This window comes from Aminobacter sp. Piv2-1 (genome assembly GCF_037625995.1).
GTDB lineage: Bacteria > Pseudomonadota > Alphaproteobacteria > Rhizobiales > Rhizobiaceae > Aminobacter.
Genome location: NZ_JARKMU010000013.1, coordinates 126,846 through 150,409, shown reverse-complemented (window position 1 = coordinate 150,409; position 23,564 = coordinate 126,846). Strand labels below are relative to the sequence as shown.

Genomic DNA, 23,564 nt, shown 5'->3' with positions numbered 1-23,564 from the left:
AAAATGCCTGAACTGAACCCCAAGCTCGCCGACAAGAGCGTCTTCCCCGATCCGGTCTACAAGGAGACGGTGCTGAGGCCGCTGTTCGACGGTGCCAAGACCCATCATGTCGACGGCTTCCGCGCCATCGACCGCGCCCATCTGGTGATGCTGACCGAAACCGGCATCCTCGACACCAGGCAGGCGTCGGCCATCGCCGGCGCCCTTGAAGCGATCGACCGCGAGGTCGATCCGTCGAAGCTCGAATATACCGGCGAGGTCGAGGACTTCTTCTTCCTCATCGAGAAGGAACTGAAGGCCCGCCTCGGGCCAGACGTCGCCGGCCGCCTGCACACGGCGCGTTCGCGCAACGACGTCGACCACACTTTGTTCAAGCTCGGCCTCAAGCAGCGCATCGACGCGCTGATGGTCAAGGCGCGCCATCTGCTGTGCGCCATGATCGAAACCGCCGAGCGCGAGAAGGCAACGCTGGTCGTCGCCTACACCCACGGCCAGCCGGCGCAGCCCTCGACCTTCGGGCATTATCTGTCGGCTGCCATCGAGGTGCTGATCCGCGACATCGAGCGTTTCGAGGAGGCGCGCAAGATCGTCGACCAGTCGCCGATGGGCGCTGCCGCCATCACCACCTCAGGCTTCCAGATCGACCGGAAGCGCGTCGCCGAGCTGCTCGGTTTTTCAGCGCCGCTGCGCAATTCCTACAGCTGCATCGCGGCACCGGACTACATCACCTCGACCTATTCGGCGATCGAGCTGATGTTCCTGCATCTCGGCCGCCTGATCCAGGACTTTCAGTTCTGGACCGCCTTCGAGGTCGGGCAGATCTACGTGCCCAACGCCTTCGTGCAGATCTCCTCGATCATGCCGCAGAAGCGCAACCCGGTGCCGATCGAGCACATGCGCCTTCTGGCCAGCCAGACCATGGGCCGCGCGCGCACGGTGCTGAACGTCATCCACAACACGCCGTTCACCGACATGAACGACAGCGAGGGCGAGACCCAGTCGATGGGCTACGAGGCGTTCGCGGCAGCCTCCCGCGTGCTTGACCTGCTTGCCGCCTTCGTCGCCGCGATCAAGATCGACCCGGAGCGGGTGGCCGACAACATCCGCCGCTCCTGCATCACCATCACCGAGCTCGCCGACTCGCTGGTCCGCATCGAGGGCCTGTCGTTCCGCGAGGCGCACGAGATCGCCGCGACCGTGGCCAAGGCGGTGGTGGCTGCCGGCGGCGGGCTCGCCAAGGACGGCTACGCGCCGTTCCTCGAAGCGTTCAGGCATTCGACCGGCCGCGAGCCGTCCTTCGGCCGCGACACCTTCGAGGAGATCGTCTCGCCCGAGCATTTCGTCGCCGTGCGCGCCCGCTTCGGCGGACCCGCGCCCGAGCCGATGGCAGAGGCGCTCGGCGTCTACAGGAACAGGGCGGCGGCTTTCGAAGCCGTTGCACATGAGCATGCCGGGCACGAGGCGAAGGCCGCGAAGGAACTCGGCGAGAAATTCAAGGCGTTGGTGGAGGCGCGCTGATGGCGACGATCGAACTCGAAAAGCTGGTCAAGCGCTACGGCAAGGTCGACGCCGTGCAGGGCATCGACCTCAAGATCGCGGACGGCGAATTCGTCGTCTTCGTCGGCCCCTCGGGCTGCGGCAAGTCGACGACGCTGCGCATGATCGCCGGCCTCGAGGACATCTCCGGCGGCCAGCTGAAGATCGGCGGCGAGGTGGTCAACGAGCGCGAGCCCAAGCAGCGCAACATCGCCATGGTGTTCCAGAACTACGCCATCTACCCGCACATGACGGTTCGCCAGAACATCGGCTTCGGGCTCTACACCTCGAAGTTGCCCAAGGCCGAGAAGGACAAGCGCATCGAGGAAGCGGCTCGCATCCTCGGCCTGGAGAAATATCTCGAACGCCGGCCGGCCGCACTTTCGGGCGGCCAGCGCCAGCGCGTCGCCATCGGCCGCGCCATGGTGCGCAACCCTTCGGCCTTCCTGTTCGACGAGCCGCTTTCGAACCTCGACGCCCAGCTGCGCTCGCAGATGCGCATCGAAATCAAGCGGCTGCACCAGCGGCTCAAGACCACCACGGTCTACGTTACCCACGACCAGGTCGAGGCCATGACCATGGCCGACCGCATCGTCGTCATGCGCGACGGCCACATCCTGCAGACCGGCACGCCGACCGATCTCTACGAGAACCCGGTCGACGTGTTTACCGCGCGCTTCATCGGCAGCCCGTCGATGAACCTGGTGCCGGGCCGCAAGAACGGCCACGGCGTCGAGATCGGGCAGGGCGGCGACATCCTCGTCGGCGTCCGTCCGCACGACCTGATCGCTTCGCCCGACGGCAATGGGGCCATCGGCGGCCTGACGCTCGGCGGTACGGTGACTGCGGTCGAGCCGCTCGGGCCGGAGACGCTGGTGCATCTCGACATCGACGGCTCGGCGGTGATCGCCACGGCACCCGGCAAGTTCATCCCGGCGGCGGGCAGCAAGCTGACCTGCAGTGCTGCGCCCGGCAGCCTCTACCTGTTCGACGCCAAGACCGAAAAGAGCCTGGGCCGGTAATGACTGCGGGAAATGCCAAGCGCCCGGCCGTGCTCAGCATCGGCCGGATCTATTGCGACCTCATCTTCACCGGCCTCGGCGCGCTGCCCGAGCCGGGCCGGGAGGTCTTTGCCCAGGACATGAAGATGGCGGCAGGCGGCGGCGCCTTCATCGCGGCCGCGCATCTGGCGCATGCCGGGCGCGAGGTGGCGCTTGTCGCGCGCCTCGGCACCGACGCGCTGTCGGCCGGCATCGAGCCGGAGCTGCGCGGGGCCAATGTCGACTTGCGCTTCCTCGAACAGTCGCCCGGCGCCGGCCCGCAAGTCACCGTCGCCTCGGTGATCGGCAACGACCGCGCCTTCCTGTCGCGCCGTGCCGGCACGGCCTTGCCGGCGACGCTGGACGCAGCACTTGCCTGGGAGGCAGCCGGCCATCTCCACATTGCCGAATATGCCACGCTGCACGAGATCCCCGATCTGGTGTCACGCGCCAAGGCGAGGGGGCTGACGGTCTCGCTCGATCCGAGCTGGGACGAGACGCTGATCTACGAGGCCGAGCTGCTCGACCGCTGCGCCGGCGTCGACATCTTCCTGCCCAACATGGAAGAGGCGATCGCGATCACCCGCGAGGGCGACCCGATCGCGGCTGTCGGCATCCTCGCCGAGGCGTTCCCGATCGTGGCGCTCAAGGCAGGCGGCGACGGCGCCTGGCTCAAGGCGCGAGGGCAGGTTCTGCATCGTCGCGCCGAAGAGGTCGTGGTCATCGACACCACCGGCGCAGGCGACGCCTTCAACGCCGGCTTCATCGACGCCTGGATGTCGGGCGCCAGCGACGAAGCCTGCCTCGCCGCGGGCGTCACCTTCGGCAGCCTCGCCGTCCAGGCGGCCGGCGGCACGGCCATCCTCGACAGGCCCCTCCGCCGCGACGCCTCCTGACGCCAGCCCGGGAGATCGCCGCGGGGCCGGTCCAAGGACGCGTCGGCCTGCCGGGTGGGGTGACCCAGTGTTTCGGGCATATGTAGACGAGAGGCGGCGGCAATCCGGTATCCGCGCCTATCGTGATGCTGCATTAATCGATGCGGATTATTCGCTTATGTAATTTTATCCATCGTGGTCATTTGCTCCCGCGCGCTGCCGGTCCCGGTCTCGCTGCGCCGCCAAAACGAGAGGAAAGGCGCGCTTGCGCCTAGGGAGAAGCAAATGATCAAGAGAGCAATCGCGGCCGGCATCATCGCCGCCGCCACACTTTTCAAGCCTGCCTTCGCCGCCGAAACCCCGTCGCTGAAAGTGGCGATGACGACCTGGGTCGGTTATGGCCTGCTCCATCTCGCGCAGGAGAAGGGCTTTTTCGCCGCGCACGACGCCAAGGTCGAGCTGGTCAGCGTCCAGGACAAGGCCTCGACGGCGGCAGCCATTGCCACCGGCCGCCTCGACGGCTGGGCAACCACCGTCGACACCTTCATCTTCTACAATGCCCAGAAGATCGGCGTGAAGCAGGTGCTGGCGGTCGACTTCTCCGCAGGCGGCGAAGGTCTCGTCACGGCCAGCGACATCAAGACCGTCAAGGACCTGAAGGGGCGGCGGATCGGTGCCGAGGAAGGCTCGGCCACCTACTTCTTCCTGCTCAACGTGCTTGCCGACGAAGGCCTCAGCCTGAAGGACATTGACCTTCAGAACATGCGGGCCGGCGATGCCGGCGCCGCCTTCGTGGCCGGGCGGCTGGACGGCGCCGCGACCTGGGATCCCTGGCTCTCCCAGGCGGGCAAGCGCTCGGGCCACGTCCTGGTCAGCTCCAGGGACAAGCCGGGGCTGATCGTTGACACCGTGGCGTTTCGCTCCGACGTGATCGAGCAGCATCCTGAGGCGGTGGCCGGCTTCATCCAGGGCTATTTCGACGCCTATGACTACTGGAAGGCCAATTCCGAGGAAGCCAACAAGATCATGGCCGATGCGCTCGGCATCAAGATCGACGAGTTTCGCGCCTCGCTCGCCGGCCTCCAATTCGTCTCGCGCGAGGACAACGCGGCATATATCGGCTCGGCGGACACGGCCGGAAAGATCGCCGAGGTCACCAAGCGCGGCGCCGATTTCTACAAGGGCCTGGGCCTGCTGAAGGCCGATCTCGATCCGGCCAGCGTGGTCGACGGGCGGCCGCTGGCTGCTGCCCTCGGCGGCCAGGCGAAGCATTAGGCGGCCGCCCGATGTCGGATTCGGTCCAAACTTCCATCGGCCCCGGCGCGGACTGGTCCGCGCCGGCCACCAGCAAGGCCGTTGCCGTCAGGCGCCGCCGGTCGAACCTGTTCGCCGTCCGCAAGGGCCTGGACAAGGCCACCTCCACGGCGATGTCGCTGGCCTTCTTTGCCGTGCTGCTCGTGCTCTGGTCAGCCGTGTCCGGGCTCGGCGTTGTCAGCGACTTCTTCCTGCCGAGCCCGCTCGCCGTGCTTGCGACCGCACGCCAGCTGTATTTCCAGGACGGCTTCGTGCTCGACCTTGCCGTCAGCATCCATCGCGTCGGCGTGGGCTTCCTGCTGGCGGCACTCATCGCCGTCCCGCTCGGCCTTCTGATGGGCTCCTTCCAACTGTTCCGGTCGATGCTCGAGCCCTGCCTCGCCTTCATGCGCTACATGCCGGCGACCGCATTCATCCCGCTGCTGGTGCTCTGGCTGGGCATAGACGACGCGCAGAAGTTCTCGGTGATCTTCGTCGGCACCTTCTTCACGCTCACGCTGATGGTGATGGTCAGCACCTTGTCGGTGCCGATCGCCCTCATCGAATCGGCGATGATGCTAGGTGCGAGCCCGGCCAGGCTGGTGCGCAAGGTCATCCTGCCGGCGGCAAAGCCGGCGATCTTCAACGACCTGCGCATCGTCCTCGGCTGGGCATGGACCTACATCGTCATCGCCGAGATCGTCGCCGCCTCCAGCGGCGTCGGCTACGTGATCCTCAAGGCGTCCCGCTACATGGACACGGCGACGATCTTCGTCGGCATCATCTCCATCGGACTGGTGGGCCTGACCAGCGACCTCTTGTTCATCGCCGCCGGCCGCCGCCTGTTCCCCTATCTCCAGCGTTCCCGTTCGTAGGTGCAGTGATGGCCAATCTGATCGAAGTCGACCATGTGTCCAAAGCCTATGGCTCGGGAACCGCGGCCGTAACCGCGCTGCGTGACGTCTCGCTGTCCGTCGAGGACGGAGAGTTCGTCGTGTTCCTCGGGCCATCGGGCTGCGGCAAGTCCACCTTGCTGCGGCTCATCGCCGGGCTGAGCAGCGTCTCCGCCGGCGAAATCCGCATCGACGGGCGGCCGGTCGATGGCCGCGACCCCATCGTCGGCATGGTGTTCCAGTCCTACACGTCGTTCCCCTGGCTCAGCGTCCGCGACAACATCGCCTTCGGACTGGAACTCGCCGGCGTGCCCAAGGCGGAGCGGATCGCCAAGGCCCACCGGATCCTGGAACGGGTCGCGCTGTCCAGATTCGCCGACGCCTACCCGGCCCAGCTGTCGGGCGGCATGCAGCAGCGGGTGGCGATCGCACGGGCGCTTGCCGTCGATCCGCGCATCCTTTTGATGGACGAGCCGTTCGGTGCCCTCGATGCGCTGACGCGCGTCGACATGCAGTCGTTCCTCGTCGATCTCTGGATACAGGAAAAGAAGACGGTGGTGTTCGTGACCCACGACATCGACGAGGCGATCCTGCTCGCCGACCGTATCGTCGTGCTCTGTCCACATCCCGGCCGCATCGCCGAGATCGTCAAGGTCGACATTCCGCGGCCGCGGACCATCGACCAGACCGAGGATCGCGAGTTCACGCAGTTGCGGCACCGCCTGCGGCAGCTGATCTTCGGCATGGCGGCCAAGGCCGCCTGACTATTTCGCGCTGGCCATTCCGGTCAGCACATCGGCCATGGTGCGAGCCAATGCACGCGCAGCGAGCGTTGGCTCCTTTTCCGAATATTTGATCGTCAGCGAAGAGGTCGGCAGGCGCGGCAGCAGGCCGCTCCTGGGAGCGGCCCTGACGCCGAGGCCGACGTCGCCTTCGGTGACCACGGACACGGCCAGCCCTTCGCGGACCACGGCGAACACGCCCTGCAGGCTGGTGCAGGTCACCATGCATTTCCACGGCACGCCGTTGCTGTCTAGCGTCGAGATCGCCGCCTTCCTGTAGGCGCAGGAGCCGCGCACCAGTGCCAGCGGGACGACGCCGTCGCTCGGCGGCACCCAGTTCGTCGAGGTGATCCAGACAAGGTTCTCGGTGCACAGCACGTCGTTGCCCGATGTTCCCGGCACGTCGCGGATGACGGCAAGGTCGATGTTGCGCTCACGCAAGTCGCGCGTCAGGTCGCTCGACAGGCCGCCCCTGATTTCCACCCCGACCCGAGGCTTTTCCAGCATGAAGTCCTTGAGGGCGGCGGTCAGTGGCACGAACAGGTAGTGATCGTCGGGAACGCCCACCACCAGCGTGCCCGTCAGCAGCCCGGGCTTGAAGTTCTGCTCAAGGTCGTCGACCGACCGCACCACGCGCGTGGCATGGTCGATCAGGTCACGCCCGTCCGCCGTCAGCGCGCATGTCCGCGTCGTGCGGTCGAACAGCTGCTTGCCGAGAAGGTCTTCCAGTCGGGCGATCTTGTGGCTGACGGTCGACTGCGTGATGTTCAGGCGCTGCGCGGCCGCCGAAAAGCTCTGCGTGTCGGCCACGGTGAGGAAGCACTGGAGCAGCGAAGTATCCATGGATCGGACGATAAATGAAATTTTGTATTCAATCCATGGTCAAATATCGCTTTCGTCGATTAACGCCTTGGGCCATGCTTCAGGAAACAGGTGGTAGCCCATCCCGGGTCTCCGCCTGCCAGATTGGGGAATGAGGAGCGGTTGTGGCACATGCCAGCACGCAGCGACGATGAAGACGGTTGGGCGACGCTTGCCTGCAGCCTCGACGGCGGTCCGGCCGCGGTGGCGGCGATCGGCCTGGTGGTGCTCGCCAACGACACGGTGATCGAGCCGGAGGTGCGGCGCTTCCTGCCGCTGCCGGGCGTCGAGGTCTATTCGAGCCGCATCCCCATGGCCCGCGACCTCACGCCGGCGAGCCTCGCCGCGATGGCCGACAACCTGCCGCGGGCCATCGAGTTGCTGCTCCCCGACGACAGGCTCGACGTCGTGGCCTTCGGCTGCACTTCGGGTTCGATGATCATCGGTCCGGACAGGATCGCCGGGATCGCCAGAAGGGTTCGCCCAGGGGTCGCGGTGACCGATCCGGTCAGCGCCAGCCTTGCCGCCCTCTCGGCGCTCGGCGCCCGCCGCATCGCCCTGGTCACGCCCTATCCGGCGAGCGTCAACGCGATGGTCGAGGACTATCTTTCCAGCAAGGGCGTCGAAATTGCCGCGCGCGCCACCTTCCGCCAGGGGAGCGACGTCACCATCGCCCGCATCGACCCGCGTGACATCTTCAATGCCGCCGTCGAGATCGGGCGGAACGACGTTGATGCGGTGTTCCTGTCGTGCACGGCCTTGCGCTGTTCCGGTATCATCGAGGCGGTGGAGCAGGCGATCGGCAAGCCGGTGGTGACGAGCAACCAGGCGCTCGCGTGGGATGCGCTCCGGAAGGCTGGCAGCCGCGCGGCCATACCGGCCATGGGCCGCCTGTTGAGGGACTGATAGGAAAAGGGCAGCCCGTGCGGCATGCGCTGCCGCCCGGACGGACAAGCAGAAGGAAAGCAGAGATGGAAAAGGACAAGGCAGTCGATTCGCGCGCCGCAATGGACGGCGAGATCGGCATTCTCGCCCGGCGCAAGATCGAGGCGGGCATCATCGCGCCGATCTACGAGGTGATGCGCGAAAGGCTGGGCGAGGAGGTCGCGCAGTCGATCCTCGACACCGCGATCACGCGTGCGGCCATCGCGGCGGGTAAGAGCTTTGCCGCCAAGACGCCCGGCGGCACGACGCTGCGGACCTTCCAGGAACTGCAGGACCTGTGGACGCAGGACGATGCGCTCGTCATCGACGTCACCAAGGCCACCGACGAGGAGTTCCACTACAACGTCAAGCGCTGCCGCTACGCCGAAACCTACAAGGAGATGGGTCTCGGCCATATCGGCCATCTGCTCTCGTGCAACCGCGACGGCGTGTTCTGCACCGGCTACGACCCGCGCATCACGCTTGAGCGCACGCAGACGGTGATGGAAGGCGCCTCGCACTGCGACTTCAAGTACCGCTTCGACGAGAAGGCGAAGCCCGCCGCCGAATGAGCAGCGCGAAGCCATCGGCCTCACTCCAGCGCATAGGAAACCGACAAGTCATGTCAAGCATCGACGGCAACCGCCTGTGGAACGACATCGTTTCCACCGCGCAATTCGGCGCGTCCGGAACCACCGGGGTAACGCGCCTGGCGCTTTCCGAGGAGGACCGGCAGGTCCGCGAATGGTTCGCGGCCGAGTGCGGCGCGCTGGGCTGCACGGTCGAGGTCGACCGCATCGGCAATATGTTTGCGACCTATCCCGGCGAAGACATGGGCCTCGACGCCATCGCCGTCGGCAGCCATCTCGACACCCAGCCGGGCGGCGGACGCTTCGACGGCATTCTCGGCGTGCTTGCCGGCGTCGATCTGGTCCGCGGCCTGCGTCAGGCGTCGGTGCGGCTGCGGCGGCCGCTGACGGTGGTCAACTGGACCAACGAGGAGGGCTCGCGCTTCTCGCCGGCGATGATGGGCTCGGGCGTCTATGCCGGCGTGCGCGCCGTCGAGGAGGTCGAGGCGATCGAGGACAAGGCGGGCACGACCGTCGGGCAGGCGCTTCTCGACATCGGCTTCCGCGGCGAGCTTGCCCGCCGGCCCGACTTCGCCGCCTATGTCGAACTGCACATCGAGCAGGGCCCGGCGCTCGAGGCCGCGGGCACCGAGATCGGCATCGTCACCGGGGTGCAGGGGGTGCGCTGGTTCGACATCACCATCAAGGGCACGGAATCGCATGCCGGCAGCACGCCGATGGGCCAGCGCGACGATGCGCTGGTAGCCGCGGGGCACATCGTGATCGCCGTGCAGGACCTCGCCCGGCGCAACGCGCCCGGCGTGGGCACCGTCGGCTTCATCCGGGCCGAGCCCAACTCCCGCAACGTGGTGCCGGGCGCGGTGCGTCTCGAGATCGACCTGCGCCATCCGTCCGAAGCCGGCCTCGTTGCGATGGAGAAGGCGTTGCGCGACGAGGTCGCGCATGTCTCGCCGGCGGCCGAAGTCAGCCGCATCTGGAACAAGGCGCCGGTCGAATTCGATCCGCGCTGCGTCGATGCCGTGCGCCGCAGCGCCCGAGCGCTGGGCCTCTCGGCAGATGAGATGGTCTCGGGCGGCGGCCACGACGCGGCGCATGTCGCGGCACTCGCCCCCACCGCGATGATCTTCATTCCATCGAAGGACGGCCTGTCGCACAACGAACTGGAATATTCCTCGCCTGAGGAATGCGCCAACGGCGCGGCTGTGCTGCTGCACACGGTGCTGGAGATCGACCGCATGCTCGCGGCCGGGTGACAAAGGGCTTGTGCGCGCCAGACCTCAGGCCGCCGTGCTATGAGGTGTTTCCTGGAAGCGTGGACGAGGAGTGTATCGAAAGGAACTGAACGGGAAGATCGAGAAAGCTCTCGGGCCCGTGCAGGCAGTCAGCATCAAAGAACAGGCTGTCACCGGGCAAAAGTCGATAAAGCGTCGAGCCGTGGCGATAGACAAAGCCGCCTTCCAGCACATAGACGAACTTCATTCCCTTCTCCTGGCATAGAGGGAACGGCCCGGTTCGGTCGGCGATGGTGATCAGATAGGGCTGCACGGCGGTGTCGCCGACACTTGCGTCGGAACTGGACAACAGTTGGTACAGGTGGCCGCCATGGCTGCCCCGCCGCTCGACGGGTACACCCCCGCCGGCCTTGATGAAAGCGGCACGCCCTTCGTCCTCGGAGCACCGCATCAGCGAGGACAGGGGAATCCCAAGCGCTCGGGACAGTGACTGCAGCTTGGCCAGGGTGGCCGAAATCGTGCCATTTTCGATTTTGGAAAGCATGCTCGGGGAGATTTCCGCCGTGCTTGCCAGATCGGTCGCGGTCAAGCCGTGGCGCTTGCGGTGAAATCGGACCTCCCTGCCGATTGCCGTCTGAAGCCTGGCTTTGGACGAGGAAGCGGCATGCGGATCCTGGTGGAGCGGCGCAGCCGCCGCGCCGGTCGCAACGGACCGCGCGAGCGGTTCGGACGGCATCCGGCGAGAGCGTGACCCATGGCTTTTCATGCCGGCTCCGCGCCGTTCAGTTTCCATACAAATCCGTGTAGGTCTGCCGCATCAGCGCCTTCTGCACCTTGCCCATGGCATTGCGCGGCAGGTCGTCGACGAACAGCACCCGCTTGGGCAGCTTGAACTTGGCCAGACGCGACTGCAGACGCTCGAGAATGACAGCTTCGGTCGGGGACTTGCCCTTCTCCGCAACCACCACGGCGGTGACGCCCTCGCCGAAATCCCGGTGCGGCAGGCCGATGACGGCGGACTCAATGACGCCCTCGATCTGGTCGATCTCGGTCTCGACCTCCTTGGGATAGACATTGAATCCGCCGGTGATGATCAGGTCCTTGCCGCGACCGACGATCGAGACGTAGCCGTTGTCGTCGATGCGTCCCAGGTCGCCGGTGATGAAGAAGCCGTCGGCGCGCAACTCCTCCGCCGTCTTCTCGGACATGCGCCAGTAGCCCTTGAAGACGTTCGGGCCGCGCACCTCGATCATGCCGATCTCGCCCGCGGGCAGAAGCGAAGCGGTCGACGGGTCGGTGATGCGCACCTCCACGCCCGGCAGCGGCTTGCCCACGGTTCCGGCCAGGCGCGGCCCGTCATAGGGGTTCGACGTGTTCATGTTCGTCTCGGTCATGCCGTAGCGCTCGAGGATGGCGTGGCCGGTACGCTCGGCAAACTCCGCGTGCGTCTCGGCAAGCAGGGGGGCGGAGCCGGAGACGAACAGCCGCATGTGCGCGGTTGCCTCGCGGGTGAGGCCGGGATGCTGAATAAGGCGCGTGTAGAAGGTCGGCACCCCCATCATCGTGGTCGCCTGCGGTAGCAGCCGCAGTGCCTCGTCGGCATCGAATTTGGGGCGAAACAGAATCGTGCCGCCCGCCAGGAGCAGCGTGTTGGTGGCCGTGAACAGGCCGTGCGTGTGATAGACGGGCAGGGCATGGAGCAGCGTATCCGCCTCGGTGAATCGCCAGGTCTCGACCAGCGCAAGCGCATTGGACGCGAGATTGCCGTGGGTGAGCATGGCACCCTTCGAACGCCCCGTGGTGCCTGAGGTGTAGAGTATCGCGATGAGGTCGTCCCAGCCCAGCGCCACATCGCGGAAGACGCCGTCCTGCTCGTTGGCAGCCTGCATCAGCGTGCCGTCACCGGCTATGCCGAGGGAAAGCAGCGTCGACCGCTTCTGCGCGGCCAGGTCGACCAGTTGGGAGACGCGCGAGGGCGCGACCACGATGACGTTCGGTTCGGCGTCGTCGACGAAATACTCGATCTCGGCCAGCGTATAGGCGGTGTTGAGCGGCAGGAACACCGCACCGGTGCGCGCGCAGGCGAGAAAGAGCGCGATGACTTCGGGGCTCTTCTCCACTTGGACGGCAATGCGGTCGCCCTTGCGGACACCGGCCCCGACGAGCGCCTGTGCGATGCGGCCCGACATTGTCCAGAAATCAGCGTAGCTGATATCGCGGCCGTCGGCGTTGCGCATAAAGACCTTGTCGAGAGCGCCGGTTCGGGCTCGCACGAGCGCAGGAAGCGACCTGATCGATGGGTTCGACTGATAGTACCAGCTCATGATTGGTCCAGATCCTCCTAGAAATGCGAGATTGGCTGACCGCGGGTCAGGCGGTCGGAGACCAGCAACTTGCGCACGGCTTTCGACGCGGCGACGTCACCTTTGTTGGCATAGGCCTCGTGATTGGCCTCGATCGACGGCAGATCGTAGAGATAGTTCACCATCATGCCATGCGATTGCCTGAGGCCCTTGGGCGACAGGTCGGCTCCGGCGTTCACTCGCTCGAGGCGAGCACCATTTCCCAGATGGAAACGGGCGACCGGATCGAGGGGACGCGTGGCCGCGTCCTTCATATTCACCAGGTAGATTGCGGCCGCCCTGGTCAGCACGGGTTCCAGCGTCTCGATCGCACCGGCATCGGCATTCCAGTCAGGCCGGTCGAGGAGCTGCAGTGCCTTGGCCTCCTCGGGGCTTGCGTTGTCGCGATGACGGGAAAGCCAATCCGCGAAGCCCGGGATCGGCGACAGTGTCACGAAACTGCGCAGGTTCGGCAGGTCGCGGAGCAGGTCTTCGACGACCTGCTTGATCAGGAAGTTGCCGAAGGAGATGCCCTTGAGGCCCACTTGGGTGTTGGAGATGGAGTAGAAGACTGCGGTGTCGGCCTCTGCCGGGTCTAGCGCAGAGCGATCCTCGGCGAGCAGGCCGTCGACGCTCGCGGGCGTGCCGGATGTCAGTGCGACCTCGACGAAGATCAGTGGCTCGTCCGGCATCTGCGGGTGCACGAAGGCGAAGCAGCGGCGGTCCGTCGGCTGCAGGCGGCGCCTCAGGTCGTCCCAGCCGGGAATCTCATGGACAGCCTCGTAACGGATAATCTTCTCCAGGATCGATGCGGGCGAGGACCAGTCGATACGCGTCATCATCAGGAAGCCGCGATTGAACCACGAACTGAAGAGATGGACAAAATCCCGATCCACGACCTCCAGTTCGGGCGCTTGCCGCAAATGCCGGATAAGCTCGGCGCGCATCGCAACCAGCGCCGCCGTACCTCCGGGCGCCAGGTTGATGCGCCGGAACAATTCCTGCCTCAGCGGCTCGGAAGCGTTCGCCAGGCGTGAGGCGGCCTCGGCGGTGTGGCCGGAGCGCCAGACTTCGACCGCGGCTTCGAGCTGCTTCTCGTCCGGGCCGAATGCGGTCGCCAAGGTCCGGAACCACTCCAGGCGGGCCTCGCTACCCAGCAGGCGCCATGCCTTGAGCAGATCGGTGGCAAGGGCCACGCCGGATGCTTCGCCGCGACTCGAAATGAGCTTTTTCGCCAGGCCGGCGATGCCCTCGGTTGGCAATGCCGCCTGCGTGTGAGGCCTCCACAACAGGCGTCGGCCGCGCTGTGCGATGCCGTTGAACAATTCCCCGAAGAAGACGCTTTCCCGATCAAACGCGTGCATGTCGACTTGTCGTCCTTCCGCCGTCGCCAATCCTGTTTGCAAAAAAAGCCGGTTGCTGCCGTTGCGTTCTGATGCTTATATATTAGATATCGTATCCACAATGTGAATATTACGCGATTGTCGGATCGATGCAAGTCCAAGCTGAAGGAAGCCGCCATGGAACGCCGCATGTCATTCATGACGCAGATGGAGGTCGGGGAGGCGATCGCTGCCAAGAAGGCGGTCATCCTCCCTACGGGCGCCACGGAGGCGCACGGGCCGCATATGCCCACCGACACGGATACACACCAGGCCGATCATATTGCCGGGCTTCTGGCCGAACGCATCGACGCGCTCGTGGCGCCGCCGGTCGCCTACGGGATTTCGAAGACCTTCGAGTTCTTCCCAGGTACCATTTCGCTGTCGATTCCGACCTACCAGGCGATGCTGTTCGAGGTCGGAGCCGCACTTGTCCGGCAGGGCTTCGACCACCTGATCATCCTCAACGGTAATCGCCCGAACGGCACGGCCAACGACGCGGTGGCCAGGCATCTGGTCGACGAACTGGATACCACTCGCAACTTCAAGGTTTCGGCGGTCAGCTATTGGGAGCCTGCCGCGGCGAAGATCAACGCCCTGCGCAAGTCGGTCCCGGGCGGAATGGGCCATGGCTGCGAGTTCGAAGCCTCGTTCCAGCTCGCCACGCGGCCGAAGGTGGTCAAGATGGAGCGGCTTGCCGGCGCGTATTACGGTCCGGTGGGATGGGACCTGGTCGCACCGACCAACCCGACGCGAACCTATTCGCGCCGTCCCCGGCCTGAGGCGGGGCATGCGGCGATCTTCGGCGATCCGACATTGGCGTCGGCCGAGGCCGGCAAGGTGTTCATCGACACCGTGGTCGATGCACTGGCTGAGACCTTCACCGCACTGCAGGCCTCATATGAGGAACGGAAGTAGGGAGGCCCGGCCAAATGGGAGGCTGGCACCCCGCCTCACCTTTGGCCGGGATGCCAGCCGAGATCGAAGCTGATCGATTGGGTGGCCTGCAGAAGCTTGTCGCTGAGGTCGTCGAGACGCTTGGCATTCTTGGCCAGGGTCTTCCTGAACACGAAGGAGATACAGGCAATGGTACGGCCGCTTGAATCGCGGATTGGTGCAGCGATGGAACCGGTAAAGGGCTGCACGTCGGCAACGGTCAGTGCGAAGCCCTCATGGCGCACCTTCTCCAGGACTTCGCGCAACCGCGCTACGTCCGTGATGGTGTCCGGCGTCAGGCGCTCGAGATCCCTCTTGAGATATTCCTCGATGAACTCCGGATCCTCGTTCGCCAGCAGCACCTGGCCCTTGGACCCGCAATGCAGCGGGAAGTGGTAGCCGTAGTGGGCCTTGGTAATGTCCTCATCGACGCGCTGGTGCGAGTAGATCGCAACCGAGTGCCAGCCGACGCGTTCCGCAACCTGCATGGCAATGCCTTCCTCGCCCTCGAGGCGCGCCAGGTAGGGCATGGCAATACGGAGGACGCGGTGATTGGCGAGATAGGCAGAGCCGATATGCCAAAGCCGGGGCCCGATCTCGTAGCGGTTGGTTTCCGGATCGCGGCGGAGGAACTGCGCCTTTTCCAGCTGGATGATCGTGCGGTGCACGGTCGCCCAAGGCAGGTTGAGGCTGCGCGTCACATCGACCACGCGCCCCGGCGAGGTCGCAAGGAAATCAAGGACGGCGAAGGAACGGGCCATGCCACGCAGCGGATCCTCGGCGCTATCTTCCTCCCCGTTCTTCAGGTCATTGTTCTTTGCCAACTTCTTGGTCGGCGTTGCGCCGGGCGAATTGCGAGGGGAATTTCTCACTTGGGATGCCGCTTTACGTTGAAGTCGTTCACATACATAAGCAATAATTTCTGTCCACTCAATGGATGCAATATTGAATATTTGAAGGCGTTCTGCCGAGAGGACTGGCGATGACCGATACGCCCTGGACATGGACCGCGGTGGCGGCGGTGGAGCGGCTGAAGCGCGGCGAGACTACGCCCCGCGAACTGCTCGCCAGCATGCGCCAGCGCGTGGAAGCAGTCGATCCCATGGTCAATGCCTTGCCAACGCTGTGCTTCGATCGGGCAGAGCGTTTCGCCGAACGGCTCGAGGCCCTGCCCGTCGCCGATCGGGGACGGTTCGCCGGCCTTCCGTGGCCGATCAAGGACTCGACTGCGGTTTCGGGCGTGCGCACCACTTGGGGTTCGCTCGCCTATGCCGATCACGTGCCCGAGACGTCGGACTATGTCGTAGAGGCGATTGAAGCCGAAGGCGGCGTCGTCTTCGCCAAATCGAATACGCCGGAGTTCGAAGCCGGCGCCAACACCTTCAACGAGGTCTTCGGCCGGACGCTGAACCCGTGGGACCTGTCGCGATCCGCCGGCGGTTCGTCCGGCGGAGCTGCCGTCGCCGTCGCCACCGGCATGGCCTTTCTGGCGCAGGGATCGGATTTCGCCTGTTCCCTGCGCTATCCGGCTGCCTTCTGCAATGTCGTGGGGATGCGGCCGACGCCCGGCGTGGTGCCGCAGGGCCCGAGCGCGCTGCCGGGGCAGGTGTTGTCGGTGATGGGGCCGCTGGCGCGCAATGTGGAGGACGTTGCCCTGGCGCTGGACGGGATGGCCCGCTTCGATGCCCGCGATCCGCTGTCGCGGCCGTGCGGCGCCACGTCTTACCTGGCGGCGGCACAGGCGCCGCGCCCGCCCGCGCGAGCTGCCTTCAGCATGACGCTCGGCATGGCGGCAGTGGATCGTCCCGTTCGGGAGGCCATGGGTCAGGCGCTGGACAGGCTGGCGTCTTCGGGACTGCGGGTCGACGAAGCCTGTCCGGATCTCGCGGCCAGCGATCCGGCCTTCCGCACTATGCGCGCGTTCCAGTTCGCGGCCCTGCGCCGTGGCGCGCTGGAGCGCCACGGCGACAAGCTGAAGCCCGAGGTGATCTGGAACATCGAGGAAGGGTTGAAGCTCACGGCACTGGAACTTGCCGGTGCGGAGGCCGACAGGGCTCGCGTGCGGCTTGCCATGCTTGAGTTTCTCGACCGGTACGGCGTTTTGATTACGCCTACGGCGCCGGTCGAGCCGTTCCCGGTCGAACAGCGCTATGTCGAGCACATAGACGGCCAGAGGCTGGCGACCTATCTCGACTGGCTGGTGCTGGGCTACGCCATTACCGTCTGCGGCTGTCCCGCGATCTCGATCCCTTGTGGCCGGACGTCCACCGGGCTTCCGGTCGGCCTGCAGCTCGTGGGCAAGCCGCATGGCGAGGCCGAATTGCTCAGGACGGCTGCCTGGTGCGAGGGTGTACTCGGACAATCGCTCGCCCGTCCGATCGATCCAATGGAGCACGCATGACGCACAGGGCGCGACTGGAACCGGTCCTGCTGTTGTTTGGCGCGGGCATCTGTATCGGCTCGATCTTTCCCCTGGGCAAGATTGCGGTGGCCGCGGGAATACCTTCGCTCGTCTATGTCGGCGCGACCGCTGCCGGTGCCGGCGTCGTGCTGACGGCAATTGCCCGGCTCGCGGGCCATTCGTTGCGGCCGGACCGGGCCATTCTCCGCTACGCGGCGATTGCCGGACTGCTGACCTTTGCCATTCCTTGGACCGCCGTCGTGACGGTGATGCCGCATCTTGGAGCGGGCATCCCGGCGATAGTCCAGTCTCTGGCACCGATCGCCACGCTTGGCATCGTCTATGCACTGGCACTGGAACGGCCGAGCGTGCCGCGCCTGATTGGCTTGGGCATTGGCATGGTGGGTACGCTGGTGATCCTTTTCGCCCGTAATGGTGGCGATGGCGCTCATGCGCCGTTCTATTGGTACTTGGCGGCCCTGATCACTCCGGTGGTGCTGGCTGCAGGCAATGTCTACCGCACGACCCACTGGCCGAAGCGCAAGCACCCGCTGCCGCTCGCGGCGTGGACCCTTGCCGCTGCGGCGCTTGGCATTGCCGTCACCCTGCTCCTCTTGAGCTTCGCAGGGGCGATGCCCGGCTTTGCCGCGGGCCTCGCCAAGGGCTGGCATCTCATTGCCATACAATGCGTTGCCACGGGGGTAGGATACGGCCTGTTCTTCCGCCTGCAGCAGGTCGGCGGGCCGGTCTATGTCAGCCAGATGAGCTACGTGAACACAGCCGTCGGCGTCGGCTTCGGCGTGCTGCTGTTCGGAGAAAGCCTGTCGCTCTGGATATGGCTGGCGCTTGCATTGATCGTGATCGGCGTCCTGCTCGTGAACCGTGTGGGAAACACGGCCAGATCCTGACAATTCAAGGAAAATGCAATTGCGATGACGGCCTGTCGCAATTGCTGTTGACATCGCGGACTATCGCTATTTAGGATGCAATATCCAGATTGTGGATAGACAAGAAGCTCAGAAAATGAGCAGTCGGCACAGTCAGGAGGCGACGAGGGGTCGCCAAACACGGTGCCGGCCATTGGATGTTCACCGTCCAGGGCGTGCGGCAAGCACATACGGGAGGTAGCATGAAGCCACCGCTGTTCGAGTATCGCGCGCCTCGTTCGCTGAAGGACGCGATCGCTTTGCTGGCTGGCGATCCCGGTGCGATGGTGCTTGCCGGTGGTCAAAGCCTGATCCCGGCGCTGAACATGCGGCTCGCCAGTCCCAGCCGCCTCGTCGACATCCAGCACATCGAAGGCCTCAAGGGCATCTCGGTTCAGAATGGAAGGATCGTCGTGAAGGCGATGACGCGCCATCGGCAACTCGAACTGAGCGATGCCGCCTATCGCGCCAATCCGCTGATCCGCGAAGCGATGGCGCATGTCGCGCATGTGCCGATCCGCAACCGCGGCACTGTGGTCGGTAGCCTGTGCCATGCCGACGCCGCCGCCGAAATGCCGATGGTGCTGCTCGCAACCGATGGCAGCGTCGTCGCCGAAGGGCCGCGCGGCCGCCGCGAGATCGCTGCCGAGGATTTCTTCCAGTTCCACATGACCACGACGCGCGAGCCGGACGAGATCATCACCGAAGCCCGGTTTTCTGTGCTGCCCGATGGTGCCGGCTGGGCCTTCGAGGAATTCACCCGCCGCCATGGCGACTATGCGATCGCCGCCGTGGCCGCGATCGTGGACAAGACCGCCGGCCGTGTCTCGCTTGCCGCCTGCGGCGTGTCCTCGCGGCCGGTACGGCTGAAGCAGTCGGAAGAGATACTCGCCAAGAGCGGCCTGGGGTCTGATGCCCTGAAGGCTGCAAGCGAGGCTGCCAAGGAGGCGGTCACCGCACCTGACGACATGCACGCAACTACCGACTACCGCCGCCATCTGCTTGCGGCGCTGGTTCGGCGCGCGGTCGAAAAGGCCGCTTCCAGGACGAAATGAAGGATATGCAGATGAACCGCGGAACGATCAGGCCGAGGCTGTCGGCCACCTCCATCGATCCCAAGGCAGCCGTTGCCCTGACTGTCAACGGCGAAGCCGTTTCGGCGGAGGTGAGCGTGCGCATGCTGCTCTCCGACTTCCTGCGCCATGAACTCGGCCTGACAGGCACCCATGTTGGCTGCGAGCATGGCGTGTGCGGCGCCTGCACGGTGATCATCGACGGCGTCGCCGCGCGCTCCTGCCTGACCTTCGCGGTCCAGGCATCGGGTGCCGAGGTACGCACCATCGAGTCGGTCGCCGCCGAAGACGGCAGCCTGCATCCATTGCAGGAGGCATTCCGGGACTGCCACGCGCTCCAGTGCGGTTACTGCACGCCGGGCATGATCATGAACATCCTGAGCAATCTCGAATCCGACACGCCGATGGACCTCTCCGAAGAGGGCATCCGCGACATGCTTTCGGGCAATCTCTGCCGTTGCACCGGCTATCAGAACATCGTCGCTGCCGTTCGCCAGGCGGCGGATGCGCTGGCCTCGCGATAGGGAGCGGACCCATGTCGACCCGAGCTTTCGGTTCCCGCGTCCAGCGCAACATCGACCCGCAACTGCTGCGCGGCGAGGGGTCCTTCGTCGACGACATCCCGCTGCCGGGCGCGCTGCATGTCGGCTTCGTGCGCAGCCCCTTTGCGCGTGCCCGGATCAATTCGATCGACGTGTCGATGGCCCTCGCGCATCCCGGCGTCGCGGCAGTCTACACCTGCGACAACATCGGCGACCTCGACCTGGAAATGCCGCTGCTCATCCCGCATCCTTCCATGAAGGACGCGCGTACGCAGCGCCCGCTGGCGCGCGGTGACGTCTATTATGTCGGGCAGACCGTCGCCATGGTTGTCGCGGTGGATCGCTACACAGCCGAGGATGCCGCAGCACTCGTCGATGTCGACTACGATCCTCTCGAGGTCGAGATCGACCTCGAGAGGGCGATCCTGGACGAAGCGCCACTGGTCCACCAAACGCACGCAAACAACATCGCAGCCCATTTGGTGCAGGTATCCGGCAAGCCGGACCAGGCGATCGCCGGGGCCGAGCATGTCACCAGGGTGAGGGTCCAGGTCGACCGCTCCACCGCCGCGGCCATGGAATGCCGCGCCGTGGCCGCAATTTTCGATCGGGTGACCGGCGAACTGACCGTCTGGGACGGCACGCAGGCGCCGATCTCGGTGCGCGGAGGGCTCGCTTCGATCCTGAAGCTCGACGAGGACAAGGTGCGGGTGATCGCGCCCAATGTCGGCGGGGGGTTCGGCCAGAAGGTGCTGCTGTTCTACCCGGACGAACTCTTGGTGCCGTTTGCCGCCATGCATCTCGGGCGGCCGGTGAAGTACATCGAGGATCGGCGCGAGAACTTTGTCGGCTCGACCCAGGAACGCACGCAGATCCATACCATCGAGCTCTACGCCAAGAAGACCGGCGAGGTCGTGGCCCTGCGCGACAGCTTCCTGCACGACACCGGTGCGTTCATTCCCTATGGCATCGCGGTTGCGCAGGTCGCGTCGACCTCGATCGCCGGCCCGTACCGCATCCCCAACATCTGGGTCGAGTTCAAGGCGGTCTATACCCCGACCGTGCCGATCACGCCCTACCGCGGCTGCGGCCGCCCGCACGCCTGCTTCGCCATCGAACGCGCGATGGACCAGCTTGCGGACGATCTCGGGCTTGACCGCTTCGAGATCCGGCGCCGCAACCTGATCGGCGAGGATGAGTTTCCCAAATTGCGCGAGGGGCTGCTGTTCGCCGACGGCCTGCCGGTCAGCCTCGACAGCGGCCAATATCACAAGGCGCTGGAAATGCTTCATGACAAGCTCGACGTTGCCAATTTCGCGGCCGAGCAAGAAAAGGCGCGCAAGGCGGGAAAGCATCTCGGGCTCGGCATGGCCTTCTACGTGGAGGGCACCGGTCTCGGTCCCTACGAAGGCGGACACATCAAGATCCATCCGATCACCGGCAAGGTCTACGTCAATACCGGCCTCACCTCGCAGGGGCAGGGCCACGACACGGTTTTCGCCCAGATCGTGTCGGACCAGCTCGGCGTGAAGGTGGAGGACGTCATCCTGGTCGAGGGTGACACCAAGGCCTTCGATTGGGGCGTCGCGACCTTCGCCAGCCGTGCTGCGGTTGTGTCGGGCAACGCCATCCACAAGTCTGCGCTGATCGTCCGCAGCAAGACGCTCACGGCTGCCGCCAACATGCTCGAGGCCAGCGCGGACGACATCGAGTTGCGCGACGGTGCTGCCTGGGTGAAAGGCACGGACCGCCAGGTGTCGCTGGCGGCGGTGGCGACGGCCACCAATCCGCTGCGCTACGCCTTCAATGAATCAGCCAAGGCCGCCACCCAGTTTGCCCCTGCCAGTCGCCACGACGGCCCGGCTCTCGGAGAAGGGCAAGCTCCCGGGCTCGAGGCAACGGACTACTACAGCCCGCCTTGCGCCACCTGGGCCTATGGCGTGCATGGCGCAATCCTCGAAGTCGATCCGGAAATCTGCTCGGTCAAGGTCAAGCGCTACGTCTGCATTCACGACTGCGGCAACATGATCAATCCGATGATCGTCGAGGGCCAGGTGATGGGCGGCATCGCCCAGGGCATCGGCGGCGCGATGTACGAGCGCATCGAGTTCGACACCGACGGTAACATGATCAATGCCAACTTCGTCGACTTTCTGGTGCCCTATGCCACCGAGGTGCCGCAGGTGGAGATATTGCATCTCGAAACGCCGTCGCCGCTCAATCCGCTCGGGGTCAAGGGTGTCGGCGAGGCCGGGTGCATTCCGGTCGGGGCCGTGATTGCCTCCGGCATCGACGACGCCCTGCGGCCGTTCGGCGCCGCTCCGTTCCAGCACATCCCGATCACCCCGAGCATGATCCACGCGGCGGTAGCCGGCGGCTGACATCCGCCGGTGGGCACGGGTCCTGCACTGCCCATCGATTGACTGACCAACAAGGAGAGCAAGATGAAAGTGCACGTGGACATGGATAAATGCATCTGCTCCGGCATGTGCATTACCATCGCGCCCAGCCTGTTCGATCTGGATAAGGGCGGACGCCTCGTGATCATCAAAGGCTGCGAGCTCAGCAATACCGAGCAAAAGGAAGCCCAGGACGCGGCAATGTGCTGTCCTGTCGAAGCGATTGAGCTCCTGGAGCACGAGGAAACGGCGATCGCCTAAGAGCACCGCCTAGCGGCAACCAAACATTACTGGAGTGCATTGGCAGCTCACGCTGCAACGGATTTGCTCGTCCTGCGGGCAGCCAAACAAGAACGCCTGCAAGGCGTCATCTAAACGGCAGAGCCACCGAATAGAGGAGAACGTAAATGGCTGTTACCAAACTCAAGCCCGTCGTCAGCACACGTGCCAACGAACTGGACGTCGAGGGCGAAGCGCGTGTCTATCGATCGCTACGCCATTTCTGGCATGTGGTCGCATACTCGCATGAAGTAACCGAAAAGCCGATCGGCTTTACCTTGTGCGACCAGGACATCGTCATCGTCCGCATGCGCGGCGAGGTTGCCGTGTTCGACGACCTTTGTCCGCATCGCGGCACGCGGCTGTCGCTCGGCAGCGTGAAGGAGACGAAAGACGGAAACTGCAGGCTGGAATGCCCCTACCATGGCTGGCAGTTCGACTCGAGCGGCGACCTGAAGCTCGCCCCCCAGCGACCGGACCTGGCCGGGCACCTGCGCGCCAGCGTTCGCAAATACCAGTCCGTCGAAAGATACGGGATGGTCTGGGTCTGCCTCGAGGACAAGCCGCACTACCCGCTGCCCGAGTTTCATCTTTGGGATGACCCGGCCTTCCACTACGTCACCGTGCCAACCGACGATTGGACCTGCAGCGCGCCGCGCCGCGTCGAGAACTACACGGACTATTCGCACTTCGCCATTCTGCACGACGGCTATCTAGGCGACAGCACGGTGCCGGAAGTCCCACCTCACGAGGTGTGGCGCAACGAGAACAAGCTCGAGAACAAGCAAGGGGATGCGTGGGTCCGCGTTCCAATGGACACCGCAGCCTGGGGTGGAAAGGAGAAACCTGCCGACCCCTACATCCGGCTCAAGCTCGACTGGCGTGTGTTCATGCCGCTGACCTGCATCTATAACATCCAGTTCCAGGACGGAAATCGCTACAACCTGATCTTCCATCCCACGCCCATCAACGCGAAGAAGATCCGCAACTTCACGGTCGCGACGCGCGATTTTGGCGATCCGGCGCAGAAGGACAAGGAACTCGGCGAGTTCGTCACCTTCATCTACGGCCAGGACAAGCCGGTCGTGGAGTCGCAGCGGCCCGAGGAGCTGCCGGAGGATCTGACCGTCGAGATGCATGTCAAGGGTGTCGACAAATACTCGGTCGAGTACCGCCGATGGCTCCTGGAACTGGCCAACAAACTGGCCAGCTAGGCTTCGTCGCGCAGGCCGGCCGGAATATTCCCCCGAGTATTTCG

Annotated in this window: 22 protein-coding genes; 17 read left to right on the top strand and 5 right to left on the bottom strand. The window is 65.0% G+C overall.

Annotation, left to right across the window (positions count from 1 at the left end; genetic code table 11):
• The first annotated feature begins 3 nt into the window (after positions 1-3).
• From argH to AmiPiv_RS21615, 6 genes are all read left to right on the top strand, one after another.
• Positions 4-1,518, top strand: a complete 1,515-nt coding sequence (gene argH / locus AmiPiv_RS21640) for an argininosuccinate lyase (RefSeq protein ID WP_340040722.1) — start codon at positions 4-6, stop codon at positions 1,516-1,518.
• Positions 1,518-2,558: an ABC transporter ATP-binding protein gene (locus AmiPiv_RS21635; protein WP_340040720.1), complete on the top strand. Its 1,041-nt coding sequence runs from the start codon at positions 1,518-1,520 to the stop codon at positions 2,556-2,558. The genes argH and AmiPiv_RS21635 overlap by 1 nt, the downstream gene beginning before the upstream one ends.
• Entirely contained in the window at positions 2,558-3,472 is a 915-nt protein-coding gene (locus AmiPiv_RS21630) for a carbohydrate kinase family protein (RefSeq protein WP_340040718.1), read from the top strand. The genes AmiPiv_RS21635 and AmiPiv_RS21630 overlap by 1 nt, the downstream gene beginning before the upstream one ends.
• Before the next feature lie 264 nt (positions 3,473-3,736).
• Positions 3,737-4,726: an ABC transporter substrate-binding protein gene (locus AmiPiv_RS21625; protein ID WP_340040716.1), complete on the top strand. Its 990-nt coding sequence runs from the start codon at positions 3,737-3,739 to the stop codon at positions 4,724-4,726.
• 11 nt (positions 4,727-4,737) lie between these two features.
• Entirely contained in the window at positions 4,738-5,619 is an 882-nt protein-coding gene (locus AmiPiv_RS21620; protein WP_340040714.1) for an ABC transporter permease, read from the top strand.
• Between the two features lie 8 nt (positions 5,620-5,627).
• A complete protein-coding gene (locus AmiPiv_RS21615) occupies positions 5,628-6,401 on the top strand; it encodes an ABC transporter ATP-binding protein (protein WP_340040712.1) in 774 nt (257 codons plus the stop codon).
• On the opposite strand, the gene AmiPiv_RS21610 is transcribed toward AmiPiv_RS21615, so the two are convergent.
• A complete protein-coding gene (locus AmiPiv_RS21610) occupies positions 6,402-7,262 on the bottom strand; it encodes a LysR family transcriptional regulator (protein WP_340040710.1) in 861 nt (286 codons plus the stop codon).
• Positions 7,263-7,412: 150 nt separating this feature from the next.
• Here AmiPiv_RS21610 and AmiPiv_RS21605 point away from each other — a divergent pair, with 150 nt between their 5' ends.
• From AmiPiv_RS21605 to AmiPiv_RS21595, 3 genes are all read left to right on the top strand, one after another.
• A complete protein-coding gene (locus tag AmiPiv_RS21605) occupies positions 7,413-8,186 on the top strand; it encodes a maleate cis-trans isomerase family protein (RefSeq protein ID WP_340040708.1) in 774 nt (257 codons plus the stop codon).
• A 65-nt stretch (positions 8,187-8,251) separates the two neighbouring features.
• Entirely contained in the window at positions 8,252-8,776 is a 525-nt protein-coding gene (locus AmiPiv_RS21600) for an L-2-amino-thiazoline-4-carboxylic acid hydrolase (RefSeq protein WP_340040707.1), read from the top strand.
• A gap of 50 nt (positions 8,777-8,826) precedes the next feature.
• Positions 8,827-10,047, top strand: a complete 1,221-nt coding sequence (locus AmiPiv_RS21595; protein ID WP_340040705.1) for a Zn-dependent hydrolase — start codon at positions 8,827-8,829, stop codon at positions 10,045-10,047.
• 37 nt (positions 10,048-10,084) lie between these two features.
• Here AmiPiv_RS21595 and AmiPiv_RS21590 read toward each other — a convergent pair whose 3' ends face one another.
• The 3 genes from AmiPiv_RS21590 to AmiPiv_RS21580 are packed head-to-tail and all read right to left on the bottom strand — an operon-like array spanning position 10,085 to position 13,762.
• Positions 10,085-10,792 (bottom strand): helix-turn-helix domain-containing protein, encoded by a 708-nt coding sequence (locus AmiPiv_RS21590; protein ID WP_340040703.1) that lies wholly within the window; start codon positions 10,790-10,792, stop codon positions 10,085-10,087.
• Between the two features lie 16 nt (positions 10,793-10,808).
• Entirely contained in the window at positions 10,809-12,350 is a 1,542-nt protein-coding gene (locus AmiPiv_RS21585) for a malonate--CoA ligase (protein ID WP_340040701.1), read from the bottom strand.
• A gap of 17 nt (positions 12,351-12,367) precedes the next feature.
• Positions 12,368-13,762: a malonyl-CoA decarboxylase gene (locus AmiPiv_RS21580; RefSeq protein WP_340040699.1), complete on the bottom strand. Its 1,395-nt coding sequence runs from the start codon at positions 13,760-13,762 to the stop codon at positions 12,368-12,370.
• A gap of 138 nt (positions 13,763-13,900) precedes the next feature.
• Between AmiPiv_RS21580 and AmiPiv_RS21575 the strand changes: the two genes are divergently transcribed.
• A complete protein-coding gene (locus AmiPiv_RS21575) occupies positions 13,901-14,668 on the top strand; it encodes a creatininase family protein (RefSeq protein WP_340040697.1) in 768 nt (255 codons plus the stop codon).
• A 35-nt stretch (positions 14,669-14,703) separates the two neighbouring features.
• Here AmiPiv_RS21575 and AmiPiv_RS21570 read toward each other — a convergent pair whose 3' ends face one another.
• Positions 14,704-15,690 (bottom strand): IclR family transcriptional regulator, encoded by a 987-nt coding sequence (locus AmiPiv_RS21570; RefSeq protein ID WP_340040695.1) that lies wholly within the window; start codon positions 15,688-15,690, stop codon positions 14,704-14,706.
• Between AmiPiv_RS21570 and AmiPiv_RS21565 the strand changes: the two genes are divergently transcribed.
• From AmiPiv_RS21565 to AmiPiv_RS21535, 7 genes are all read left to right on the top strand, one after another.
• Entirely contained in the window at positions 15,669-17,087 is a 1,419-nt protein-coding gene (locus AmiPiv_RS21565) for an amidase (RefSeq protein WP_340040693.1), read from the top strand. The genes AmiPiv_RS21570 and AmiPiv_RS21565 overlap by 22 nt on opposite strands.
• Positions 17,084-17,995 carry a DMT family transporter gene (locus tag AmiPiv_RS21560; RefSeq protein WP_340040691.1) on the top strand — a complete coding sequence of 304 codons (912 nt, stop codon included), beginning with the start codon at positions 17,084-17,086 and terminating at the stop codon, positions 17,993-17,995. Before AmiPiv_RS21565 ends, AmiPiv_RS21560 begins: the two co-directional genes overlap by 4 nt.
• Before the next feature lie 221 nt (positions 17,996-18,216).
• Complete coding sequence (locus AmiPiv_RS21555; protein WP_340040689.1) at positions 18,217-19,068, top strand: FAD binding domain-containing protein; 852 nt, start codon at positions 18,217-18,219, stop codon at positions 19,066-19,068.
• Positions 19,069-19,079: 11 nt separating this feature from the next.
• A complete protein-coding gene (locus AmiPiv_RS21550; RefSeq protein WP_340040687.1) occupies positions 19,080-19,610 on the top strand; it encodes a (2Fe-2S)-binding protein in 531 nt (176 codons plus the stop codon).
• An 11-nt stretch (positions 19,611-19,621) separates the two neighbouring features.
• Entirely contained in the window at positions 19,622-22,009 is a 2,388-nt protein-coding gene (gene cutA, locus AmiPiv_RS21545; protein WP_340040685.1) for an aerobic carbon-monoxide dehydrogenase large subunit, read from the top strand.
• A gap of 63 nt (positions 22,010-22,072) precedes the next feature.
• Entirely contained in the window at positions 22,073-22,288 is a 216-nt protein-coding gene (locus tag AmiPiv_RS21540; RefSeq protein ID WP_340040683.1) for a ferredoxin, read from the top strand.
• Between the two features lie 146 nt (positions 22,289-22,434).
• On the top strand, positions 22,435-23,520 hold the full coding sequence (locus tag AmiPiv_RS21535) for an aromatic ring-hydroxylating dioxygenase subunit alpha (protein ID WP_340040681.1): 1,086 nt from the start codon (positions 22,435-22,437) through the stop codon (positions 23,518-23,520).
• Positions 23,521-23,564 lie beyond the last annotated feature (44 nt).